The sequence below is a fragment of the Ferrovum myxofaciens genome (genome assembly GCF_000735045.1).
GTDB classification, from domain to species: domain Bacteria; phylum Pseudomonadota; class Gammaproteobacteria; order Burkholderiales; family Ferrovaceae; genus Ferrovum; species Ferrovum myxofaciens.
In genome coordinates this window covers 1-17,960 of the sequence record NZ_JPOQ01000017.1, presented here as the reverse complement: position 1 = coordinate 17,960, position 17,960 = coordinate 1, and the positions used below count along the sequence as shown (strand labels likewise).

Annotated in this window: 20 protein-coding genes; 16 read left to right on the top strand and 4 right to left on the bottom strand. The window is 54.4% G+C overall.

The window, feature by feature from the left end; translation table 11 throughout:
- Positions 1 to 402, bottom strand: a 402-nt coding sequence (locus IV91_RS0104180; protein ID WP_031596261.1) for a universal stress protein, incomplete at its 3' end; no start/stop codon positions are given.
- 112 nt (positions 403 to 514) lie between these two features.
- Here IV91_RS0104180 and IV91_RS0104175 point away from each other — a divergent pair.
- Genes IV91_RS0104175 through ccmE form a run of 9 tightly spaced genes read left to right on the top strand, consistent with a single transcriptional unit; the run spans position 515 to position 7,427 of the window.
- A complete protein-coding gene (locus IV91_RS0104175; RefSeq protein ID WP_051862047.1) occupies positions 515 to 2,464 on the top strand; it encodes a heme lyase CcmF/NrfE family subunit in 1,950 nt (649 codons plus the stop codon).
- Positions 2,465 to 2,487: 23 nt separating this feature from the next.
- Positions 2,488 to 3,054: a DsbE family thiol:disulfide interchange protein gene (locus tag IV91_RS0104170; RefSeq protein WP_051862045.1), complete on the top strand. Its 567-nt coding sequence runs from the start codon at positions 2,488 to 2,490 to the stop codon at positions 3,052 to 3,054.
- A complete protein-coding gene (locus IV91_RS0104165; RefSeq protein ID WP_031596256.1) occupies positions 3,051 to 3,539 on the top strand; it encodes a cytochrome c-type biogenesis protein in 489 nt (162 codons plus the stop codon). Before IV91_RS0104170 ends, IV91_RS0104165 begins: the two co-directional genes overlap by 4 nt.
- A complete protein-coding gene (gene ccmI, locus IV91_RS0104160) occupies positions 3,536 to 4,801 on the top strand; it encodes a c-type cytochrome biogenesis protein CcmI (RefSeq protein ID WP_031596254.1) in 1,266 nt (421 codons plus the stop codon). The genes IV91_RS0104165 and ccmI overlap by 4 nt, the downstream gene beginning before the upstream one ends.
- A gap of 15 nt (positions 4,802 to 4,816) precedes the next feature.
- A complete protein-coding gene (gene ccmA, locus IV91_RS0104155; protein ID WP_031596252.1) occupies positions 4,817 to 5,422 on the top strand; it encodes a cytochrome c biogenesis heme-transporting ATPase CcmA in 606 nt (201 codons plus the stop codon).
- The gene (gene ccmB, locus IV91_RS0104150) at positions 5,422 to 6,087 is read left to right on the top strand and encodes a heme exporter protein CcmB (RefSeq protein WP_150112376.1); all 666 of its coding nucleotides are present in this window, start codon (positions 5,422 to 5,424) and stop codon (positions 6,085 to 6,087) included. Before ccmA ends, ccmB begins: the two co-directional genes overlap by 1 nt.
- Positions 6,088 to 6,095: 8 nt before the next feature.
- Positions 6,096 to 6,839: a heme ABC transporter permease CcmC gene (ccmC, locus tag IV91_RS0104145; RefSeq protein WP_031596250.1), complete on the top strand. Its 744-nt coding sequence runs from the start codon at positions 6,096 to 6,098 to the stop codon at positions 6,837 to 6,839.
- A complete protein-coding gene (ccmD, locus tag IV91_RS17070) occupies positions 6,826 to 6,993 on the top strand; it encodes a heme exporter protein CcmD (RefSeq protein WP_082783404.1) in 168 nt (55 codons plus the stop codon). The genes ccmC and ccmD overlap by 14 nt, the downstream gene beginning before the upstream one ends.
- Complete coding sequence (gene ccmE, locus IV91_RS0104135) at positions 6,990 to 7,427, top strand: cytochrome c maturation protein CcmE (protein WP_031596248.1); 438 nt, start codon at positions 6,990 to 6,992, stop codon at positions 7,425 to 7,427. The genes ccmD and ccmE overlap by 4 nt, the downstream gene beginning before the upstream one ends.
- 1 nt (position 7,428) lies before the next feature.
- Here the strand turns inward: ccmE and IV91_RS0104130 are convergent, their stop codons facing one another.
- The gene (locus IV91_RS0104130; protein ID WP_031596247.1) at positions 7,429 to 8,091 is read right to left on the bottom strand and encodes a helix-turn-helix transcriptional regulator; all 663 of its coding nucleotides are present in this window, start codon (positions 8,089 to 8,091) and stop codon (positions 7,429 to 7,431) included.
- Positions 8,092 to 8,402: 311 nt separating this feature from the next.
- Between IV91_RS0104130 and IV91_RS0104120 the strand changes: the two genes are divergently transcribed.
- Genes IV91_RS0104120 through IV91_RS0104090 form a run of 7 tightly spaced genes read left to right on the top strand, consistent with a single transcriptional unit; the run spans position 8,403 to position 16,753 of the window.
- Positions 8,403 to 8,768, top strand: a complete 366-nt coding sequence (locus IV91_RS0104120) for a response regulator (RefSeq protein WP_031596245.1) — start codon at positions 8,403 to 8,405, stop codon at positions 8,766 to 8,768.
- 37 nt (positions 8,769 to 8,805) lie between these two features.
- On the top strand, positions 8,806 to 10,722 hold the full coding sequence (locus IV91_RS0104115) for a chemotaxis protein CheA (protein ID WP_035417113.1): 1,917 nt from the start codon (positions 8,806 to 8,808) through the stop codon (positions 10,720 to 10,722).
- 21 nt (positions 10,723 to 10,743) lie between these two features.
- Positions 10,744 to 11,232: a chemotaxis protein CheW gene (locus IV91_RS0104110; RefSeq protein ID WP_031596242.1), complete on the top strand. Its 489-nt coding sequence runs from the start codon at positions 10,744 to 10,746 to the stop codon at positions 11,230 to 11,232.
- 37 nt (positions 11,233 to 11,269) lie between these two features.
- On the top strand, positions 11,270 to 14,194 hold the full coding sequence (locus tag IV91_RS19590) for a methyl-accepting chemotaxis protein (RefSeq protein ID WP_051862040.1): 2,925 nt from the start codon (positions 11,270 to 11,272) through the stop codon (positions 14,192 to 14,194).
- 10 nt (positions 14,195 to 14,204) lie between these two features.
- The gene (locus IV91_RS0104100; protein ID WP_150112374.1) at positions 14,205 to 15,062 is read left to right on the top strand and encodes a CheR family methyltransferase; all 858 of its coding nucleotides are present in this window, start codon (positions 14,205 to 14,207) and stop codon (positions 15,060 to 15,062) included.
- Positions 15,059 to 15,670: a chemoreceptor glutamine deamidase CheD gene (cheD, locus tag IV91_RS0104095; protein ID WP_031596239.1), complete on the top strand. Its 612-nt coding sequence runs from the start codon at positions 15,059 to 15,061 to the stop codon at positions 15,668 to 15,670. The genes IV91_RS0104100 and cheD overlap by 4 nt, the downstream gene beginning before the upstream one ends.
- Positions 15,671 to 15,688: 18 nt before the next feature.
- Positions 15,689 to 16,753 (top strand): protein-glutamate methylesterase/protein-glutamine glutaminase, encoded by a 1,065-nt coding sequence (locus IV91_RS0104090; protein ID WP_031596238.1) that lies wholly within the window; start codon positions 15,689 to 15,691, stop codon positions 16,751 to 16,753.
- 41 nt (positions 16,754 to 16,794) lie between these two features.
- On the opposite strand, the gene IV91_RS0104085 is transcribed toward IV91_RS0104090, so the two are convergent.
- Positions 16,795 to 17,151 (bottom strand): DUF423 domain-containing protein, encoded by a 357-nt coding sequence (locus IV91_RS0104085; protein ID WP_031596237.1) that lies wholly within the window; start codon positions 17,149 to 17,151, stop codon positions 16,795 to 16,797.
- A gap of 13 nt (positions 17,152 to 17,164) precedes the next feature.
- Positions 17,165 to 17,960, bottom strand: a 796-nt coding sequence (locus tag IV91_RS0104080; RefSeq protein ID WP_031596236.1) for a DUF3443 family protein, incomplete at its 5' end; no start/stop codon positions are given.

Below are 17,960 nucleotides of genomic sequence, written 5' to 3'. Positions count from 1 at the left end.
GGAGTGAGTCAGGACTTTTTGTGTTTCGCTCCCCAATATCAACCCGGTCAGTCCCCGTCGTCCGTGGGAGGCCATTAGGATGAGGTCGCACCCTTGGATGCGCGCGCATTCGATAATGCCTTCATAAACGGAATACTCTACGGACTTGCGGGTTTCAATGGAGACCTCCTGCGAACTCGCCAGGGTTTGGGCATTCGCTAGATATTGATCGGCCAAGCCCTCCAGTTGCTTCATGATTTCCAGTGGAGAATCCACGACAAACTCGGTGGTGGGTAGGTATTGAATGACTGCACAGTAAACCGTGACCTTGGCCTGTAAGGATTTGGCCAAACTCAACCCTCCATTCAACGCTTTATGCGAAAGTTCCGAACCATCCGTGGCGATGAGTAGATGGGTAAACATGAATGATCCTCCCTCGAGACTTGAACTGGGGGCTTCCCCGATTCCCCATCCCTGTTCGGGGTGAGGTACACTTACGAACTTTACGGAAATTATAGCCCCTTTGGGAGATCTCATGGCCCCGGAACTTGGACATTATTCACTGATATTGGCACTGACCTTGGCTATGGGCATGGCGACTTTTTCTCTGGTGGGCGCGCAACGTGGCGTGGCTTCATGGATTGGTTTGTCGCGCCCCCTTGCCTTGACCCTGTTGCTGGCCATGGCCGTTTCCTTCGGCTGTCTGGCATGGTCCTTTGTGCACAACGATTTCTCGGTACTTTACGTGGCACAGCACTCCAACTCGAAGTTGCCGGTGCAGTACCAGTTTTCTGCCGTATGGGGAGGGCATGAAGGTTCGCTGTTGTTATGGGTGCTTTTATTGAGTACCTGGAGCGCCGCCGTTGCCATTTTTTCCCGCCGTCTCCCTGATCCTGTGGTGGCCCGTGCGTTGGGGGTGCTGGGCCTGGTCATCACGGGTTTTCTGCTCTTCATTCTTCTGACTTCCAATCCCTTCGACCGTCTTTTTCCGGCGGCTCTGGAAGGACGGGATCTCAACCCGCTCCTGCAAGATCCCGGATTGGTGTACCACCCACCCATGCTGTACATGGGTTATGTGGGATTTTCGGTGGCTTTTGCCTTTGCCTTATCCGCGCTGATTTCAGGAAAACTGGATGCCACCTGGGCCCGTTGGTCCCGTCCCTGGACTTTGGCCGCCTGGGTATTCTTGACTTTGGGGATCTGTTTTGGCTCACGCTGGGCTTATTATGAATTGGGTTGGGGGGGATGGTGGTTCTGGGATCCGGTGGAAAATGCTTCCTTCATGCCCTGGTTGGTGGGTACGGCCCTCATTCATTCATTGGTGGTCACGGAAAAGCGCGGTGCCTTTAAACGGTGGACGGTATTGCTGGCCATTGCGGCTTTTTCCCTCTCGCTGGTGGGGACCTTCATTGTCCGTTCCGGGGTATTGAATTCGGTTCATGCCTTTGCCTCGGATCCCAAGCGGGGGATCTTCGTCCTGCTCTTCCTTTCCCTGGTGATTGGCGGCTCTCTGACCCTGTTTGCCTGGCGCGCTCCTGCAGTGGGTGAGGGAGGGCGCTTCCAACTGGTCTCCAGAGAATCCTTCATTCTGCTCAATAATGTCCTGCTGGCTGTGGCTGCCGCCGCCGTGTTATTGGGCACCATCTATCCCATGGTGATCGATGCCCTGGGGATGGGCAAATTGTCCGTCGGTCCCCCGTACTTCAATACGGTGTTCGTGCCCCTCATGATTCCTCTGCTGCTGATTCTGCCCATCGGGACGCTGGCGCACTGGAAGCGCGCGAATTTGAAGGATATTCTGCGCGAGGTGCGGCTGGATATGGTCATCGCCCTGGTGGTGGGCATCGTGGTTCCTTTTCTGATGGGGGCGTTCAGCCTGTTGTCGGCATTGGGAATCGCCACGGCGGCCTGGCTGGCCACCAGTATTGCCCGCCAGGTCTGGTCCTGGCGCCATCTCAAAACAATTCCGCGCTGGTTCATTGGCATGCAGACAGCCCATTTTGGCATGGCGGTTTTTGTGGTGGGCGTGACCCTGATCAAGGGTTATGAAATTGAACGGGATGTGCGCATGGGGCCGGGGGACACCCTGACGCTCAAGGGAACAACTTTCCGTCTGGTGGGGGTGGAACCGGTGCCGGGACCCAATTACAGCGCCTTGCGTGGCGCAGTGACCTACAGCGAAAACGGCAAGGTGGAAGGATTGCTGGAGCCGGAAAAACGGACCTATTTTTCTTCGCCCATGCCTATGACCGAAGCCGCCATCCATTCCACGATCTCCCGTGATCTGTATGTTTCCCTTGGGGAACCCCTGGATAATGGGGCTTGGAGCGTGCGTATCTATTACAAGCCCTTTGTCAACTGGATCTGGGCTGGTTGTGTTCTGATGGCTCTGGGAGGTGCGGTGGCGGCATCGGATCGGCGTTATCGCGTGCAGGCCAAGGCTGCACGGCAAGAAATGGCAGTGCAGCACGAGGTGACCGTATGACTGGAACGAATCCCGAGTCGGATATGTCTCAACCGGAATCCGTAGAGGTCAGAAAGTCTGCGCGTTTCAATGTCTGGTTTCTGGTTCCCCTGGGTGTCTTCGTGGGGCTGGCACTGTTCATGGGACTTGGCCTTCAGCATGACCCCCATGAAGTGCCGTCGCCCTTTATCGGCAAGCCCGCACCGAGTTTTCGTCTGCCGCTTCTGGAAGGTGAGGGAACTTTTTCGCCGGCGGATTACCGGGGCAAGGTCTGGATGCTCAACGTCTGGGCTTCCTGGTGCGTATCCTGTCGTGAAGAGCACCCGATTCTGCTGAAATATGCTCGTCTTCATCAGGTTCCTCTGGTGGGACTGGACTACAAGGATGACCCTGATGCCGGGCGCAAGTGGGTGGATCAATATGGAAACCCCTACACCTTGACCGCCATGGATCAGGATGGACGGGTGGGCATCGATTATGGAGTCTATGGCGTGCCTGAAACCTATGTCATCGATGGCAATGGCGTGATTCGTTACAAGCAGATTGGACCCATTACGGAAGATGTCCTGCAGAAAACCCTGCTGCCCCTACTGGAGAAATTACAGAAATGAGCAGTGTGAAATGGCGCAAATACTTCCCTGTCCTGCTGCTGGGGTTTGGGTTGATGGGGCCCTGGGGGTTTTCTCACGCCGAAGAAGCCAAGCCTTTGGCTGATGATCCTGCAGTGGAAAAGCGCTTGCTGGTGATTGCCGAAGATATGCGCTGTCTGGTGTGTCAGAACGAATCTCTGGCAGCGTCCCAGGCCGATCTGGCCAAAGACCTGCGCCGCGAGATCCGTGATCAGATTCGCCAAGGCAAAACGGATCAGGAAGTGACAGACTACATGGTTGCGCGCTATGGGGACTTCGTGCGCTATCGTCCCCCGGTCAAGCCATCAACCTGGGTACTCTGGTTTGGTCCTTTCATTCTCATGCTGGGGGCGGTGGGACTTTTGGGCTGGGTATTGCGTCGCAGGATTCTGCAACGGCCTCCTGAACTCCCCCTTTCCTCCGCACAAAAACAACAGATCGAGGCGCTCCTGCGCGACCAACCATGACCGTATTTATTCTGGCGAGCGGGGGATTGACCCTGCTCATTCTGTGTTATCTCGTTTTTTCCTTGATCCGAGGGAGCGTGGTCAGCGACCATCGCAAAGCGCTCAATGCCGCCGTCTATCGTGACCAGTTGCAGGAATTGGAGGCTGAGCGGGCCGATGGCAGTTTGGCCGATCAGGACTATGACCAGGCGCGCGAAGAGGTGGAACGCCGTCTTCTGGAGGATACGGAAGTCATGCCGGAAGTGACGGATCGGGTGCACGGCCGAACGACTGCGCTGCTGCTCCTGGCGTTGATTCCATTGGCCAGCATCGGGATGTATCTTTGGCGCGGGCATCCTGAAGCCCTCGATCTCCAACCGGCGGAAATGGCAGCAGCCCCAGCGCAGCAAATGACCCCCGCCAAGATCAATAACATGGTCAAGGCCCTGGCCGAGAAGTTGGCCAAAAACCCCGATAACCCACAGGGATGGGCCATGCTTGGACGTTCCTACATGAATTTGGACAAACCGGGAGAAGCCATCAAGGCTTTTGGCCATCTGAAGAAAGAAATGGCCAATGATCCGGAATTGATGGTGGATTATGCCGAGGCATTGGCAGCGGATGCTCAGGTGCGGGGCGATGACAAGCAGATGATCGAGTCCAATACCTGGGTCATGAATGCTCTCAAACTGGAACCGGGTAATGGCAAGGGACTCTTCATGGCCGGGAGTTTTGCTTTCATCACTCAGCAATACGCTCTGGCGGTGTCCTACTGGAGCAAGTTGATGCCCCTGTTGGAACCGAGTTCCCAGGATTCCTCCTTTGTCCTGGAACAACTCAACAAGGCACGGGCACAACTCAAACTGGCCCCGGTGACCGCAGATTCCTTCGCAGGGCCGGAAGGACCCGTCAAGCCCCAGGCTCAAAAAGGGGCTGCAGCCAGCAGCATCAGTGGGGAAGTGACGCTGGATCCTGCGCTCAAGGACAAGATCACCCCGGGAGAAACCCTGTTCATTTTTGCCAAGGCAGTACAAGGTCCTCCCATGCCTCTGGCAGTGATTCGAACCACGGTAGGGTCCTGGCCCCTCAAATTTCAGTTGACCGATGCTCAGGCCATGAGTCCTCAGTTCAACCTTTCGTCGGTGGATCTGGTGCGGGTGGAAGTTCGGGTGACGCAATCGGGTAATCCCATGCCTTCAAGCGGCGACCTGTTCGGAGCGACCTTGCCGCTCAAACCAGGAGCGCATGGGGTGGAACTGGTCATTAACCAAGTGCAGCCCTGAGCCGAGAACGGTTATATGCTTGCTGTGGCACAACTGACCTGTCAGCGTGGCGCACGCACCCTTTTCTCGGGGCTTTCCTTCACGCTGCCGGAAGGACAATGGATACAGATCCAAGGCCCCAATGGGGCAGGCAAGACCACTTTGCTGCGGGTTTTGGCGGGGCTCGTCCAACCTCGGGAAGGAACTTTGACCTGGCAGGGCCAGGATGTGCAGGAATGCCGTGCCGAATGGCAGCGCGCTCTGCTCTATCTGGGTCATCATGCGGCCCTCAAGGAAGAGTTGACCCCGCTGGAAAACCTGCGTTTCAGTCTTGGGCTGGAAGCTTTTCCAGTGGATGAAGCAGCTTTGATGGAAGCACTGCATCGTTTTGGTTTGCAGGAGCGGGAGCATCTTCCGGTTCGCTATCTTTCTGCAGGGCAACGGCGGCGTGTTTTATTGGCACGTTTGCTCATCCGTCCGGCACAAGTATGGATTCTCGATGAACCTTATACGGCCCTGGATACTCATGCGACCCAGTTTCTTTCCACGGTCATTGAAGATCATCTGGAACGGGGAGGCAGTGCCATACTCACCAGTCATCAAACCTTGGGTTTGCGCCCGGGCATGAGCATTGCGTTATGATGACGGGGTTTTGGACTTCCATGAGGCGGGACCTGGTGCTGGCGACCCGGCACAAGAGTGAATGGCTGACGGCTTTATTCTTTTTTGTCATGGTTACCAACCTGCTGCCCCTGGGGGTTGGACCGGAAGTGTCTTTACTACGCAAAATCGCGCCGGGAGTATTGTGGATCGGGGCATTGCTCTCCACCTTGTTGGGGCTGCAGCGCTTGTTTTCCTCGGATCATGGCGATGGAACCCTGGAACAAATGGCCCTTTCTCCGGTGCCCCTGGCCTGGTTGGTGGCGGGTAAAATGGTGACCCACTGGTTGGTTTGTGGTCTGCCCGTCGTACTCATGGCTCCCCTGTTGGGTCTCCAGTTTGACCTGCCCGCTCGTTCCCTGGGTATCCTGGTCTTGTCCCTTCTGCTCGGAACGCCTATCCTGTCGGCGGTGGGGGCTCTGGGCGCGGCACTGACCCTGGGTCTGCGGGGGGGCGGGGCCCTCTTGTCGTTGCTCATTCTGCCGTTGTACATTCCTGCTTTGATCTTTGGCGCAGGAGCCGTGGAAGCAGATCTGTCCGGCATCAGCCCGCAGGGGCATTTATCCTTGCTGGGGGCCTTGCTGGTTCTGAGCGTGTTTTTTTCTCCCTGGGTGACATCCCTGGCGTTACGTATTGCACTGGAGTAAGATTTCCCATGAGCAACTCGGTTATCAACTGGTACAAATATGCCTCTCCTGCCACATTTTATCCTCTGGCAGGACGTTTGATTCCCTGGTTTTCCGGGCTGTCGGTTCTGTTGATCGCTTGGGGATTGTGGATCGGACTGTTTGTGGCACCCACCGACGCACAGCAGAGTGAAGGGTACCGCATCATTTTTGTCCATGTACCTGCCAGCTGGTTGTCCATGTTCATTTACTGCGTCATGGCCTTTTGGTCGGCCCTGGGCTTGGCTTTCAATACCCGATTATCCGGCATGTTAACTGCAGCGCTGGCACCCACTGGCGCTCTTTTCGCTTTTCTTTCCCTGTGGACGGGCGCACTCTGGGGCAAACCCATGTGGGGAGCCTGGTGGGTTTGGGATGCCCGCCTCACGTCACAGTTGATCCTGTTTTTTCTGTATCTGGGCTTCATTGCCCTGCAGTCGGCTATTGATGACCCGCGTCGGGCTGACCGGGCAGGGGCGTTGCTGGCTTTGGTCGGTGTGGTCAATATTCCGATCATCTATTTTTCGGTGCAATGGTGGAATACCCTGCATCAGGGCGCTTCCGTATCCCTGACCAAGGCCCCCAGCATGGCGCATATCATGCTGGAAGGCATGTTGATCATGGCATTGGGGTTCTGGTCCTACGCCATTGCCGTGGTTTTGACGAGGGTCCGGTGTATCATTCTGGAACGAGAGTTGACAAACGAATGGGTGAAACGTAATGCAGTGGACTAGTTTGCAGGATTTTCTGACCATGCGCGGGTATGGTCTTTATGTATGGGGCAGTTTTGGCGCCTGTGCCTTGGGCATGCTCATCGAGTCCCTGTGGGTGCGCCAGCGCTTGCGCACCATTCAGTCTCGTTTACCCAAACAGGAGTTGAACGGATGAAACCTCGTCATAAACGGTTGGCGCTGATTTTCGGGGCGGTGGTGGTACTTGGGGTAGCCGTGGCTCTGGTACTCAATGCCTTTCGCAGCAATCTGGTTTTTTTCTATACCCCCACTCAGATCGTGCGCGGAGAAGCACCGAAAGACCGGGCTTTTCGCATTGGCGGACTGGTCAAAACGGGGTCTTTGCAGCGGCATGACCTCGTGGCTCATTTCATTGTCACGGATACCGTCAATGAAATCGCGGTTTCCTACCGGGGCATTCTGCCTGACTTATTCAAGGAAGGACGGGGCGTAGTGGCAGAAGGAAATTTAGGAAATGGACAGTTTGTGGCTACTGAAGTATTGGCCAAACATGATGAGAACTACATGCCGCCCGAGGCCAGGGCTGCCGTGGAGCAGGCACAAAAAACGGCACGGACCCTGCAAAAATGAGTCAGTCGAGGTGGTATTGCTGGGCAAACATGACCAACGAAGCGCGGCCATGCAGGTGTAGTTTTTGATAGATGCGTGAGAGTCGGTTGCGCAAGGTGGATTCCTGAATGCCCAACCATTCCCCCAGAGCCAACGCCTTGGCTTCCGGGTGATGAACGATCAAACGAATCAGTTCCTTTTCCTTGGTACTCAAGTCAAAAAACCCGGATGAATTGTTATCGGACTTTTGAGCTATGGACGAGAAAGCCTTGGTGAGAAGTCGCTCGCGCAGACGTGCCGGTACCCAGAGATGTTGCTGGGATACGGCGTGGAGCGCCCCCAAAATGGAACCAAGAGGTTCGGAAACATGGACGATTCCCAAAACCCCCTGTTGGATTTGCGCCTCCATTCCCTTCAGTTCCTCAGACTGGGTCAACAGGATCAGTTCGACATGATGCTCGGCCAGGTACGCGGATAGTGTGGGGAGGGTGTTCAGGGAAGCATCGTCCAGGATGACGATTTTGGGATGATGTCGTTCCAGTTCGCGAAAGAGACTGGCTGTGGGCGGGTGTCCGCCCAGCCATAGAAAGTTGCCCGGATGATCGGTCAACAGGGCGTTCAAACCTGCCAGGATCAGTTGATGGGAGGTAATGGCAAAAACGCGGATGCATGAATCTGGGGTCATGGTGCTTGCGCTTGAGAAAAAATGGAATGTTAGGGATTTCCTTGCTCGGGAGGCGAAAAAATCTGTCCGTTATGTAATGATTGTGAACCGGTGTTGCGGCGCGATTTATTGGCACCCGGAGACAGGGGAAATACCGGGAGAAACTTGGGGTTCCGTGTATGAAGTGGTGATCCCCATGAATTCATCAGGGTAGAAAAACAACTTTGGAACTGTTACAGTGGTCCCCCGCGTAGGTTCCATCTGGAGAGCCAGAACGACAGGGAATCCGGTGAAATTGAACTGTTTTAGAATCGACGGTCAAGGAGAAGAGAGTGGCCAAAAGTATATTGACGGTGGATGACTCTTCCTCCATCCGGCAAATGGTCGGATTTACCCTGAGGGGGGCGGGATATGACGTCATCGAGGCGGAAGATGGTCAGGAAGGGTTGGACAAAGCCCGTCAAAGGACCGTGGATCTGGTATTGACGGATCTGAATATGCCGAAGATGGATGGCCTGACTTTGATAAAAACCTTGCGTATGCTGCCGGCGTACCAGCATATTCCCATTTTGATGTTGACCACGGAGTCCAGTGATTCCATGAAATCTCAAGGTCGTGCCGCCGGGGCAACGGGATGGTTGGTCAAACCCTTCGATCCCCAAAAATTATTGGAAGTGGTCAATAAATGTATCGGGTGACCCGAACCGTTTTCAAATCCTGATCCGGGCCCTATTTGTGAGTATTGATCTCAGTCAGTTTTTTCAGGTGTTCTTCGATGAAACGGAGGAGCATCTGCTGGCCTTGGAAACTCTACTATTGGGTGTGGACCGGATGGCCCCGGTGGGCGAAGATCTGAATGCCATTTTTCGCGCGGTTCATTCCATCAAGGGGGGCTCCGCCACCTTTGGTTTCAACGATATGACCGAAGTCGCCCATGTCCTGGAGAATTTGCTGGATCGGGTGCGCAAACGCGAAATAATCTTGACAGAAGAGATGATCAATGCATTCCTGGAGGCTGGGGATGTGTTGCGTATGCAGTTGGCTTTTCACCGTGGACAGGGAAGTGTGGACCCGGATGCCGTGCAGGGCGTTCAGGAAAAATTGACCGCTCTGGCCAGTACAGTGGGTTCGGATTCCAATCCCATCTTTCCGGTGGAACATGCATCGGTTTCTGTTTTTTCTGGAGGGATCAAACAGAAGGTTCCAGAACCGGTGGTGCAGAACGATCCGGGCTATGGATTTTTTGATGAAGGTCAGGATTTTTTTGAATCCATCCGTGAAGTAAAGCCGGAACCCGACCTCGGTTATGGTTTTTTTGTTGATCCTGTTTCATCAGCGGAAGTTTTCCCGGTTCCTTCTTCTGAGCCTGTGGGGGCCGGACAGGACTCCGTTGGTTCCGGAGTAAAGACGGATCCTGTTCCCGAACGGGTTTCCTGGGGGCGTCGAGCTGCCGATCGAGTCGGCACAGATCCCTCGATTCGTGTCAAGGTGGAAAAAGTGGACCAACTGATCAATCTGGTGGGCGAACTGATCATTACTCAGTCCATGTTGATGCAAGCCAGTGGGCCTCTGGAGGAAGTACGTCATGAATCCCTGAAAAGGGCGCTAGGCCAGTTAGAGCGCAATTCGCGCGACTTGCAGGAAGCTATCCTGTCGGTACGGATGTTGCCGATTTCCGTGGTATTCAACCGTTTTCCCCGACTGGTTCGGGACCTGGCCGGTAAAATGGGGAAGCAGGTGGAATTGAAAATGCTAGGAGAAGGTACGGAACTCGATAAAGGATTGATCGAGAAAATTTCAGATCCTTTGATGCATTTGATTCGCAACAGTGTGGATCATGGCATTGAAATGCCCGAACGGCGCCATAGGTTGCACAAGCCTTCCTGCGGGATGGTGACCCTCAACGCCTACCATCAGGGTGGAGCGGTGGTCATTGAAGTGAGCGACGATGGGGGGGGGTTGCCACGCGACAAAATTCTGTCCAAGGCACGTGAACAGGGTTTACCCTGTCATGATGCGATGACAGATGCCGAGGTATGGAATCTGATTTTTGAACCCGGTTTTTCCACCACCGATCAGATCACGGAGGTCTCGGGACGGGGCGTGGGCATGGATGTGGTCAAACGCAATATCCACCAGATGGGGGGGCGAATCGAGATCGACTCGACGGTGGATCTGGGCATGCGTACGATCATTCGTTTGCCCCTTACCCTAGCCATTCTTGATGGTCTTCTGGTGGCAGTGGGAGAACAAGTTTATGTTCTTCCTTTGATCTCGATTCTGGAGTCGGTGCCATTGACCTCGGAAAATCTCCGTACCATCAGTGGTGATGGACGTCTGTTACAAGTACGAGGAGAATATGTTCCGCTGGTCGTGTTGGGTGAAAAGTTTCCGGTGCCTGGGGATCGATCCCTTTTTCCCGAAAATCCGCCCATTGCCGTGATCGTGGAAGCAGAAGGACACAAGGTGGCGGTGTGTGTGGATGCCCTGCTGGGGCAACAACAAGTAGTGATCAAAAGTCTGGAAACCCATTTTCGCAGGTTGGTGGGGATTTCTGGAGCCACCATTCTGGGCGATGGGCGGGTCGCCTTGATCGTGGATCCGGCACCCTTTGTGCACGAAAGCCGGTTTCCCCAGGCCGGAGTGGTTTGATGGACAAGGATGACGAGAATCATGATGAATCAGAATAACCCGACTCCTGCAGTGACTGCCAACGAATTTCTGATATTCACCCTGGGTAGCGAGGAATACGGGATCGATATCCTCAAGGTTCAGGAAATTCGGGGTTATGAAACCGTCACCCGCATTGCCAATACGCCGGATTTCATCAAGGGGGTGATCAACCTGCGTGGAGAAATCGTGCCCATCGTCGATCTCAGGGTGCGCTTTCACTTGGGAGACATCCGGTACGATGAATTTACCGTCGTCATCATTCTGTATCTGGTCGGACGGCTGGTGGGGATGGTGGTGGATGGCGTTTCCGACGTGTTGTCCCTGACCCCCGAGCAGATTCGTCCCGTTCCTGGTTTTACGGCAACCCTGGATACTCATTACCTGATGGGGTTGGGAACGTTGGACCAACGCATGTTGATTCTGGTGGACATCGAGCGTTTGGTGAAGAGCGAAGATATGGCGCTGATCGATAAAACTGCGAATGAATGATCCAACAATAAATAATATCTATCAAGGGGAATAGGGTATGAGAATCAATCTACCGGTGACCAACGTCGAATATGAATTCGGTGAGAATTTCATCATGGTATCGAAGACGGATCTCAAGGGACACATGACCTATGCCAATCCCTGTTTTATCGAGGCCAGTGGTTGTTCCGAACAGGAATTGATTGGTCAACCGCATAATTTGGTTCGTCATCCGGATATGCCGGAAGAGGTCTTTCGGGATCTATGGCAAACCCTCGAGAAAGGTTTGCCCTGGACGGGATTGATCAAAAACCGACGAAAAAATGGAGACTTTTACTGGGTCCAGGCTAATGTCACTCCCATTCAGGAGATGGGCGACTGCGTGGGCTATCTGTCTGTACGTACCAAGCCCAGTCGTCAGAAAATCGAAGAGACCGAACGAATTTATCGTCTCTTCAAGGAAAAGAAACAGGGTCGCCTGCGTATCGAGGAAGGTCGGGTCGTCAAAGTGGGCGTGCTGGGCGGCCATTTGCGGCGCTGGCGACATGGCTTGAGCGAAAATCAGCGCATCCTGTGGTCTTTTCTGGCGATGCTGATCGCCTTGTTGGCGGTGGGTGCCCTGACCTGGTGGGATGGGAAGGTCAGTGAAGCGAACATGGATGAAATCGTCAATCGACGGGTCATTTTTGTGCATGATCTAGTGGAACTCAAATTTTTGGTGGCCCAGAACCAGTTGCAGATGAGTGATCTGCTGAATCATTCTGCCGTTTCCGCGCCTCCGATCATGGGCACCAAGCCAGAGATCCTGCACCGGGAAGGGGGGGCCGCGCCAGAACCCCTGCCCATTCATCAACTGGATGACTCTGTCGCTGATTTCAAGGTTGTTAGCCAGGCTTTGTTCAGCAGCCTGAGTGTGAATGTGGCAGCAGATGAACCAGCGAAAACCCAATTGAAGGATTTACAGATTCTTCTGGAAAGTTACGGGCGACAGGGACTGGATCCTTTGCTCGACCTTTTGCATCAGGGTGATCATGCCAGTGCAAAAGCGCTCATGGGACAAGAACTGAGGACATTGCAGGCTCAAATGTACCAGCAACTGGAAACCATGAATGATCGGGAGGTGGATGCACTGCGTACGGCCTATGCTCGGGAGCAGGATCGCCGGCATCTGTTGCGTTTGATTCAGGCGGGTATTGGAGCCCTGAGCGTGGTGGTGGCCATATTGCTGGTGGTATTGCTGATGAGGTATCTGACGCGTTCCATGCGTTCTGCTTCAGAAGTGATGGCACGCATTGCCCAGGGTCATTACGATAATAATATCGTGGTGGAGCAAAAGGATAAAATCGGTCAACTCATGTATGCCATCAAGTCCATGCAGACGCGCATGGGTTTTGAGGTGATGGAAAGCAGGCGTCTCCTGGATGAGAATTCACGGGTCCGGGTGGGGTTGAATAATGTGAGCGCAAGCGTCATGATCGCCGACCTCCAGCACCGTATCATATTCGTCAACAAATCGGCTCATGAGTTACTCAGGGCGGTACAGGGGGATATTCGTCGTGATCTCCCACGTTTTGAGGCAGATGCCCTGCTTGGCAGTTCCATCAATGATTTTTATGAAAATTCCGCTCACCAGAGTCGGTTGCTGGAACAACTGCGGGATTCACAACAAACTTGTCTCGAATTGGGGGGGCATACCTTTCAACTTACCTTCAGTGTCGTGCTCAATGAACGGAATGAACGACTGGGCTATGTAGTGGAATGGCTGGATCGGACTGCCGAATTGGCGATGGAAGAGGACGTCAATTCAGTGATTGAAAGCGCAGTCCAAGGGGATTTCTCGAAATTGATTCCGGTGGAGGGCAAGGAAGGGTTTCTGTTACGGGTATCGGAGGGAATCAATGGGTTCATCAACAGTACCTCCAGCAGCCTCAAAGAGGTCAGTCGCGTTCTTTCATCCTTGTCTCAGGGGGATTTGACCCAGTCCATTACACGCGACTACCAAGGGATCTTTGAACGCATGAAACAGGATGTGAATGCGGCGGTCGAGCAGTTGGCAACCCTCATCCAGCAAGTCAATGACTCCGCCGATACCATCAATGCGGCCTGCAAGGAATTTGCCTCAGGCAGTGCCGACCTGTCCAGTCGAACGGAGGAACAAGCTGCCAGTTTGGAAGAAACCGCTGCCAGCATGGAAGAATTGACCTCTACGGTCAAGCAGAATGCAGAAAATGCCCGTCAGGCCAACCAGTTGGCACGCAATGCCCAGGATGTGGCGACGACGGGGGGAGCAGTGGTGGCGCAGGTCGTGCAGACCATGGGTGATATTGGGGCCTGTTCCAAGAAGATCGTTGATATCATTGGCGTGATCGATGGCATTGCCTTTCAGACCAACATCCTGGCTTTGAATGCGGCAGTGGAAGCTGCGCGGGCTGGGGAACAGGGACGTGGTTTCGCGGTGGTGGCCAGCGAAGTACGCAATCTGGCCCAGCGTAGCGCGGCAGCAGCCAAAGAAATCAAGGGGTTGATTGGGGATTCGGTGGGCAAGGTGGAAGTGGGCGTCGGCCTGGTGGAAAAAGCCGGTCGTACCATGACCGATGTGGTGCTCTCTGTGACCCGGGTCACGGATATCATGGGAGAAATCGCGGCGGCTTCCACAGAGCAAAGCCGGGGTATCGAACAAGTCAATGTGAGCATCACCCAGATGGATGATACGACCCAGCAAAATGCTGCGTTGGTGGAAGAAGAAGCTGCTGCTGCGGCTTCCCTGGAAGAACAGGCGGAGAGCCTCAAACGTTTGATGGGGACCTTCAGGATTCATCAGAGTCCTGTGACATCAGGTAAAACCATTCACAATCTGAGTCGAACCATGAGGGACTTTCCGCGTTTGATGGCGCAGGAAGCACGTACTGAACCCAGGCGTCCCATGGTATTGGGAGTTCAGAAACCGGCGGACAGTGAGGATGGTGACTGGCAGGAGTTCTGAGATAGAGGTGATGGTGAGACCCCGTGAATTTTGTTTTACCGAACGTGATTTTGAACAGGTGCGGAATCTGATTCATGAGCGGGCTGGCATTTCTCTGAGTGAGAACAAACGAGAATTGGTCTATAGCCGGCTGACGCGACGTTTGCGCGCCACGGGCGCAAAAAGTTTTGAGGATTATTTGAAGAATTTCCTGACAGGGGAGACTTCAGAGTGGGAGGGGTTTATCAACGCGCTGACCACCAACCTCACCTCGTTTTTTCGCGAAAACCATCATTTTGAGTTGTTGGCCCAACAGTTGCGGGGATTGGCCGCGCGGGGTTCCCCCATTCGTCTGTGGTGTTCTGCCTGCTCTACGGGGGAGGAACCTTATTCCATGGCCATGACGGTATTGGAAACCCTCGGCCCTAATCCTCCCGTTTTGATCCAGGCCACCGATATCGATACTCATGTCCTGGCTCAGGCTGAACAAGGGACCTATGCCGCAGAAAACCTGACCTTGAGTGAAACCCGTCTGCACCGGTTTTTTCATAAAGGGGTGGGTAAACATTCAGGGTCGGTTAGAATTCGTCCTGAGGTACGTCGTTTGGTGACATTTTTTCAACTGAATTTGCTGGACACTCATTGGCCGCTGCATTCTTCCCTGAATGCCATATTTTGTCGTAATGTTATGATTTATTTTGATAAAGATACTCAATACAAAGTCTTGAAAAAAATGTCTCAGTATCTTGATCCGGAAGGGTTGTTGTATGCCGGTCATTCCGAGATTTTTCACCATGCCCGCGATTTTTTTCACCTGCGGGGTAAAACCGTATATCAACTTTCTCCAAGCAAGGCAACGGGAATGGTCAACCAAATCGAGCAACGATGACAGATACGTCCTGCCAGGAAATCTTTACCCCGAACGGTTATTTTGATCGCCAGTTTCAGCGGGAAGCGATCAAGATTCTGCCTGGGGAATATTATGTGACGGGACGGGATATGGTTCTGGTGACCGTGTTGGGATCCTGTGTGGCAGCCTGCCTGTGGGACCGAGTGGCTGGATTGGGCGGGATGAATCACTTTATGTTGCCGGATGATCTGCGCGAGGGAGGAACACCGCTCAGCGTGGCAGGTCGTTATGGCGCTTATGCCATGGAGTTGATGATCAACCGCCTGATCAAGGCAGGAGCCCGGCGCAATCATCTGGAGGCCAAGGTTTTTGGGGGGGCAGAAGTGTTGCGCGGTTTTACCACGGCCCGGATTGGGGAACGTAATGCGGAATTTATACTGGAATATCTTCAGACTGAAAATATCCCCGTGACGGCTCAGGATCTGATGGACATTTATCCCCGCAAGGTCTATTTCTTTCCCAATACCGGCAAGATTCTGGTCAAACGTCTGCGCTCGGTTCACAACGATACCATTGTGACCCGTGAGCAACGCTACAGTGAGCGTATCCGCGGAACGGACATTTCAGGAGGAGTGGAACTGTTCTAGTTCCTTATGGCCAAAAGAATGAGAGATAGGACAGCCATCGTGAATGGGTTACGCAAGATCAGGGTGTTGATCGTGGATGACTCGGCCCTGATCCGGGCTATTTTGACCGAGGTGGTGAGCAGTTTTCCTGATTTGGAAGCCGTGGGGGCAGCCGCTCATCCGTTGCAGGCCCGTGACATGATCAAGGCATTGAACCCTGATGTCTTGACCCTCGACGTGGAAATGCCCAAGATGGACGGGTTGACCTTTCTCGAGCGTTTGATGCGTCTGCGTCCCATGCCTGTATTGATGATCTCATCCATGACCGAGCGAGGGTCCGAAGTGGCCCTCAATGCCCTTGAATTGGGCGCGGTGGATTTCATTGCCAAACCCAAACTCGATGTGGCATCGGGATTGCAGGGGTATGCGGAAGAAATTGCCGGCAAGATTCGCATGGCGTTTCATGCCCGTGCTTCAAGTTGCATTCATGGTCAGAGTACGGTGTCTTCAGTCAGCCACTCCGGAAAATTCTCCGGGCCTGAAAAAATTGTTCTGGTGGGCTCGTCCACAGGCGGTACCGAGGCCCTGAAGGTATTTCTCGAGCCCATGCCCGCAGATGCCCCCGCCATTCTGATCACCCAACATATGCCGGAGGCCTTTACCAAATCCTTTGCAGCCCGGCTGAATGGGTTATGCCGCATGAATGTCAAGGAGGCCGAAGAAGGTGAAAGGGTCTTGTCTGGTCACGTCTATGTGGCGCCGGGACATTCCCATTTGCGTGTAACGCGTAATGGAGCCGGATATATGCTTCGTCTGGGAGGTGATGCCCCGGTCAACCACCACCGCCCTTCGGTGGATGTGCTGTTTCAGTCCGCAGTTCAAAGCGTGGGGGCCAATGGGCTGGTTGTCCTATTGACCGGCATGGGGCGGGACGGTGCCCAGGGAATGCTCCAGATGCGCCAGGCGGGCGCCTATACCATCGCCCAGGATGAGGCCACCAGCGTGGTGTATGGTATGCCGCGGGCCGCTGTGGAAGTGGGGGCGGTGGATGAAGTGCTGCCCCTTGGCGCCATTGCCCGGCGGGTGCTCGAACACCTGCGTTAACAGATCCGGTGAGTTTTCAGGGATTGGCGAAACTCGGTTTTCTATTCGGAGCGGGGGCGAGCCACTTTCCAGCTTACCCAGGCCCACCCTGTCAGCATGGCCAATCCGCCTAGGGGCGTAACGGCTCCGAGCCAGGAGGCACCGGTCAAAGCCAATAGGTAGAGGGACCCTGAAAACACCAGAACGCCTCCGCCGATCAGTCGACCAGGGCCGCGCATGTCCACGCCCGTCCACCCCCCCAGACCGATCAGTCCCACGGCGTTCCACAACTGATATTCCACCCCGGTATGCCATACCTCCAGCAAAGGCGGCGCCAGAATCGAACGCAAGGCATGGGCTCCGAAAGCCCCCAGGACGATACCCGTGAAAGCCAGCAGGGCACCGCTCAGGCGCAGCATTCTCGAGGATGAATCATTTGACGGCATAGAAGGGTCCGGTAAAAGAGGTGCTGCCCTGGGTAGCCTGGGCACCATTCAACCCATTGATGATGGAATGGCCATAAAAGTAGGGCAAGCCAAAATCTGCCGACCCCGCCGTGGCTCCATTGTCCGAGCCGCTGTCATTGAAGGCGACATTTCCGCCGTTCAGGTAGTTGGTAATATCGAGTAATCCGAAGGAGAGTGGCGCGGTATTGGACAGGGTGACAAAGGAAGTGGCCGTGCCCGTGATCGTTTGCAGACTCTGAGGGTTATAATTCCCAGAGGAATTGGTGGGAATGCCGGTCAGGGGAATGAAATACAGGTTTGATCCGCTGTCGAAGAAGGAGGCAGGATAGGTTCCGCTCTGACCCGAGAGGCTGGCCGTAAAATTGCCTATATTCGGCCCCGAGGCGGGGACAGGGACCACGGAATAACCGGACGTGAGGGAATTGTTGGCTTGGGTGTTGATGCCGAAGGTCAGGGTGCCGCTTGCTGTGGTTTGTCCTGTGGATGCAATGGTGGGCAAGGTCAGAATCGTCCCGTTGTTGTCGCTGCTGAAGGCGACCACGGGGTTGGAGACGATGCTGGTCAGGGCAAGGTTGCCAGACCCTGTGTTTGCGTTGGTAGTGCAGGCATAGTAGGGGCTGAGATCATGCAGAAATACCCCCACGCCCAGCAGTCCGTTGCCCCCGATCCCGGACAGGTTGCCGATGTTGGAGCCGGAACTGGAGCAACTGCTCGGTGGAGTAAAGGAATTTTGACCGCCAACCAACTGGATGGGGATCGGG

Excerpts from the sequence above, each read along its gene's own strand:
- ccmD (WP_082783404.1), top strand. The coding sequence starts at position 6,826 with ATGCAGTGGACTAGTTTGCAGGATTTTCTGACCATGCGCGGGTATGGT.
- ccmI (WP_031596254.1), top strand. The coding sequence starts at position 3,536 with ATGACCGTATTTATTCTGGCGAGCGGGGGATTGACCCTGCTCATTCTG.
- ccmE (WP_031596248.1), top strand. The coding sequence starts at position 6,990 with ATGAAACCTCGTCATAAACGGTTGGCGCTGATTTTCGGGGCGGTGGTG.
- IV91_RS0104170 (WP_051862045.1), top strand. The coding sequence starts at position 2,488 with ATGTCTCAACCGGAATCCGTAGAGGTCAGAAAGTCTGCGCGTTTCAAT.
- cheD (WP_031596239.1), top strand. The coding sequence starts at position 15,059 with ATGACAGATACGTCCTGCCAGGAAATCTTTACCCCGAACGGTTATTTT.
- ccmB (WP_150112376.1), top strand. The coding sequence starts at position 5,422 with ATGACGGGGTTTTGGACTTCCATGAGGCGGGACCTGGTGCTGGCGACC.
- IV91_RS0104175 (WP_051862047.1), top strand. The coding sequence starts at position 515 with ATGGCCCCGGAACTTGGACATTATTCACTGATATTGGCACTGACCTTG.
- ccmA (WP_031596252.1), top strand. The coding sequence starts at position 4,817 with ATGCTTGCTGTGGCACAACTGACCTGTCAGCGTGGCGCACGCACCCTT.
- IV91_RS19590 (WP_051862040.1), top strand. The coding sequence starts at position 11,270 with ATGAGAATCAATCTACCGGTGACCAACGTCGAATATGAATTCGGTGAG.
- IV91_RS0104130 (WP_031596247.1), bottom strand. The coding sequence starts at position 8,091 with ATGACCCCAGATTCATGCATCCGCGTTTTTGCCATTACCTCCCATCAA.
- IV91_RS0104110 (WP_031596242.1), top strand. The coding sequence starts at position 10,744 with ATGATGAATCAGAATAACCCGACTCCTGCAGTGACTGCCAACGAATTT.
- IV91_RS0104165 (WP_031596256.1), top strand. The coding sequence starts at position 3,051 with ATGAGCAGTGTGAAATGGCGCAAATACTTCCCTGTCCTGCTGCTGGGG.
- IV91_RS0104085 (WP_031596237.1), bottom strand. The coding sequence starts at position 17,151 with ATGCTGCGCCTGAGCGGTGCCCTGCTGGCTTTCACGGGTATCGTCCTG.
- IV91_RS0104090 (WP_031596238.1), top strand. The coding sequence starts at position 15,689 with ATGAGAGATAGGACAGCCATCGTGAATGGGTTACGCAAGATCAGGGTG.
- ccmC (WP_031596250.1), top strand. The coding sequence starts at position 6,096 with ATGAGCAACTCGGTTATCAACTGGTACAAATATGCCTCTCCTGCCACA.
- IV91_RS0104100 (WP_150112374.1), top strand. The coding sequence starts at position 14,205 with ATGGTGAGACCCCGTGAATTTTGTTTTACCGAACGTGATTTTGAACAG.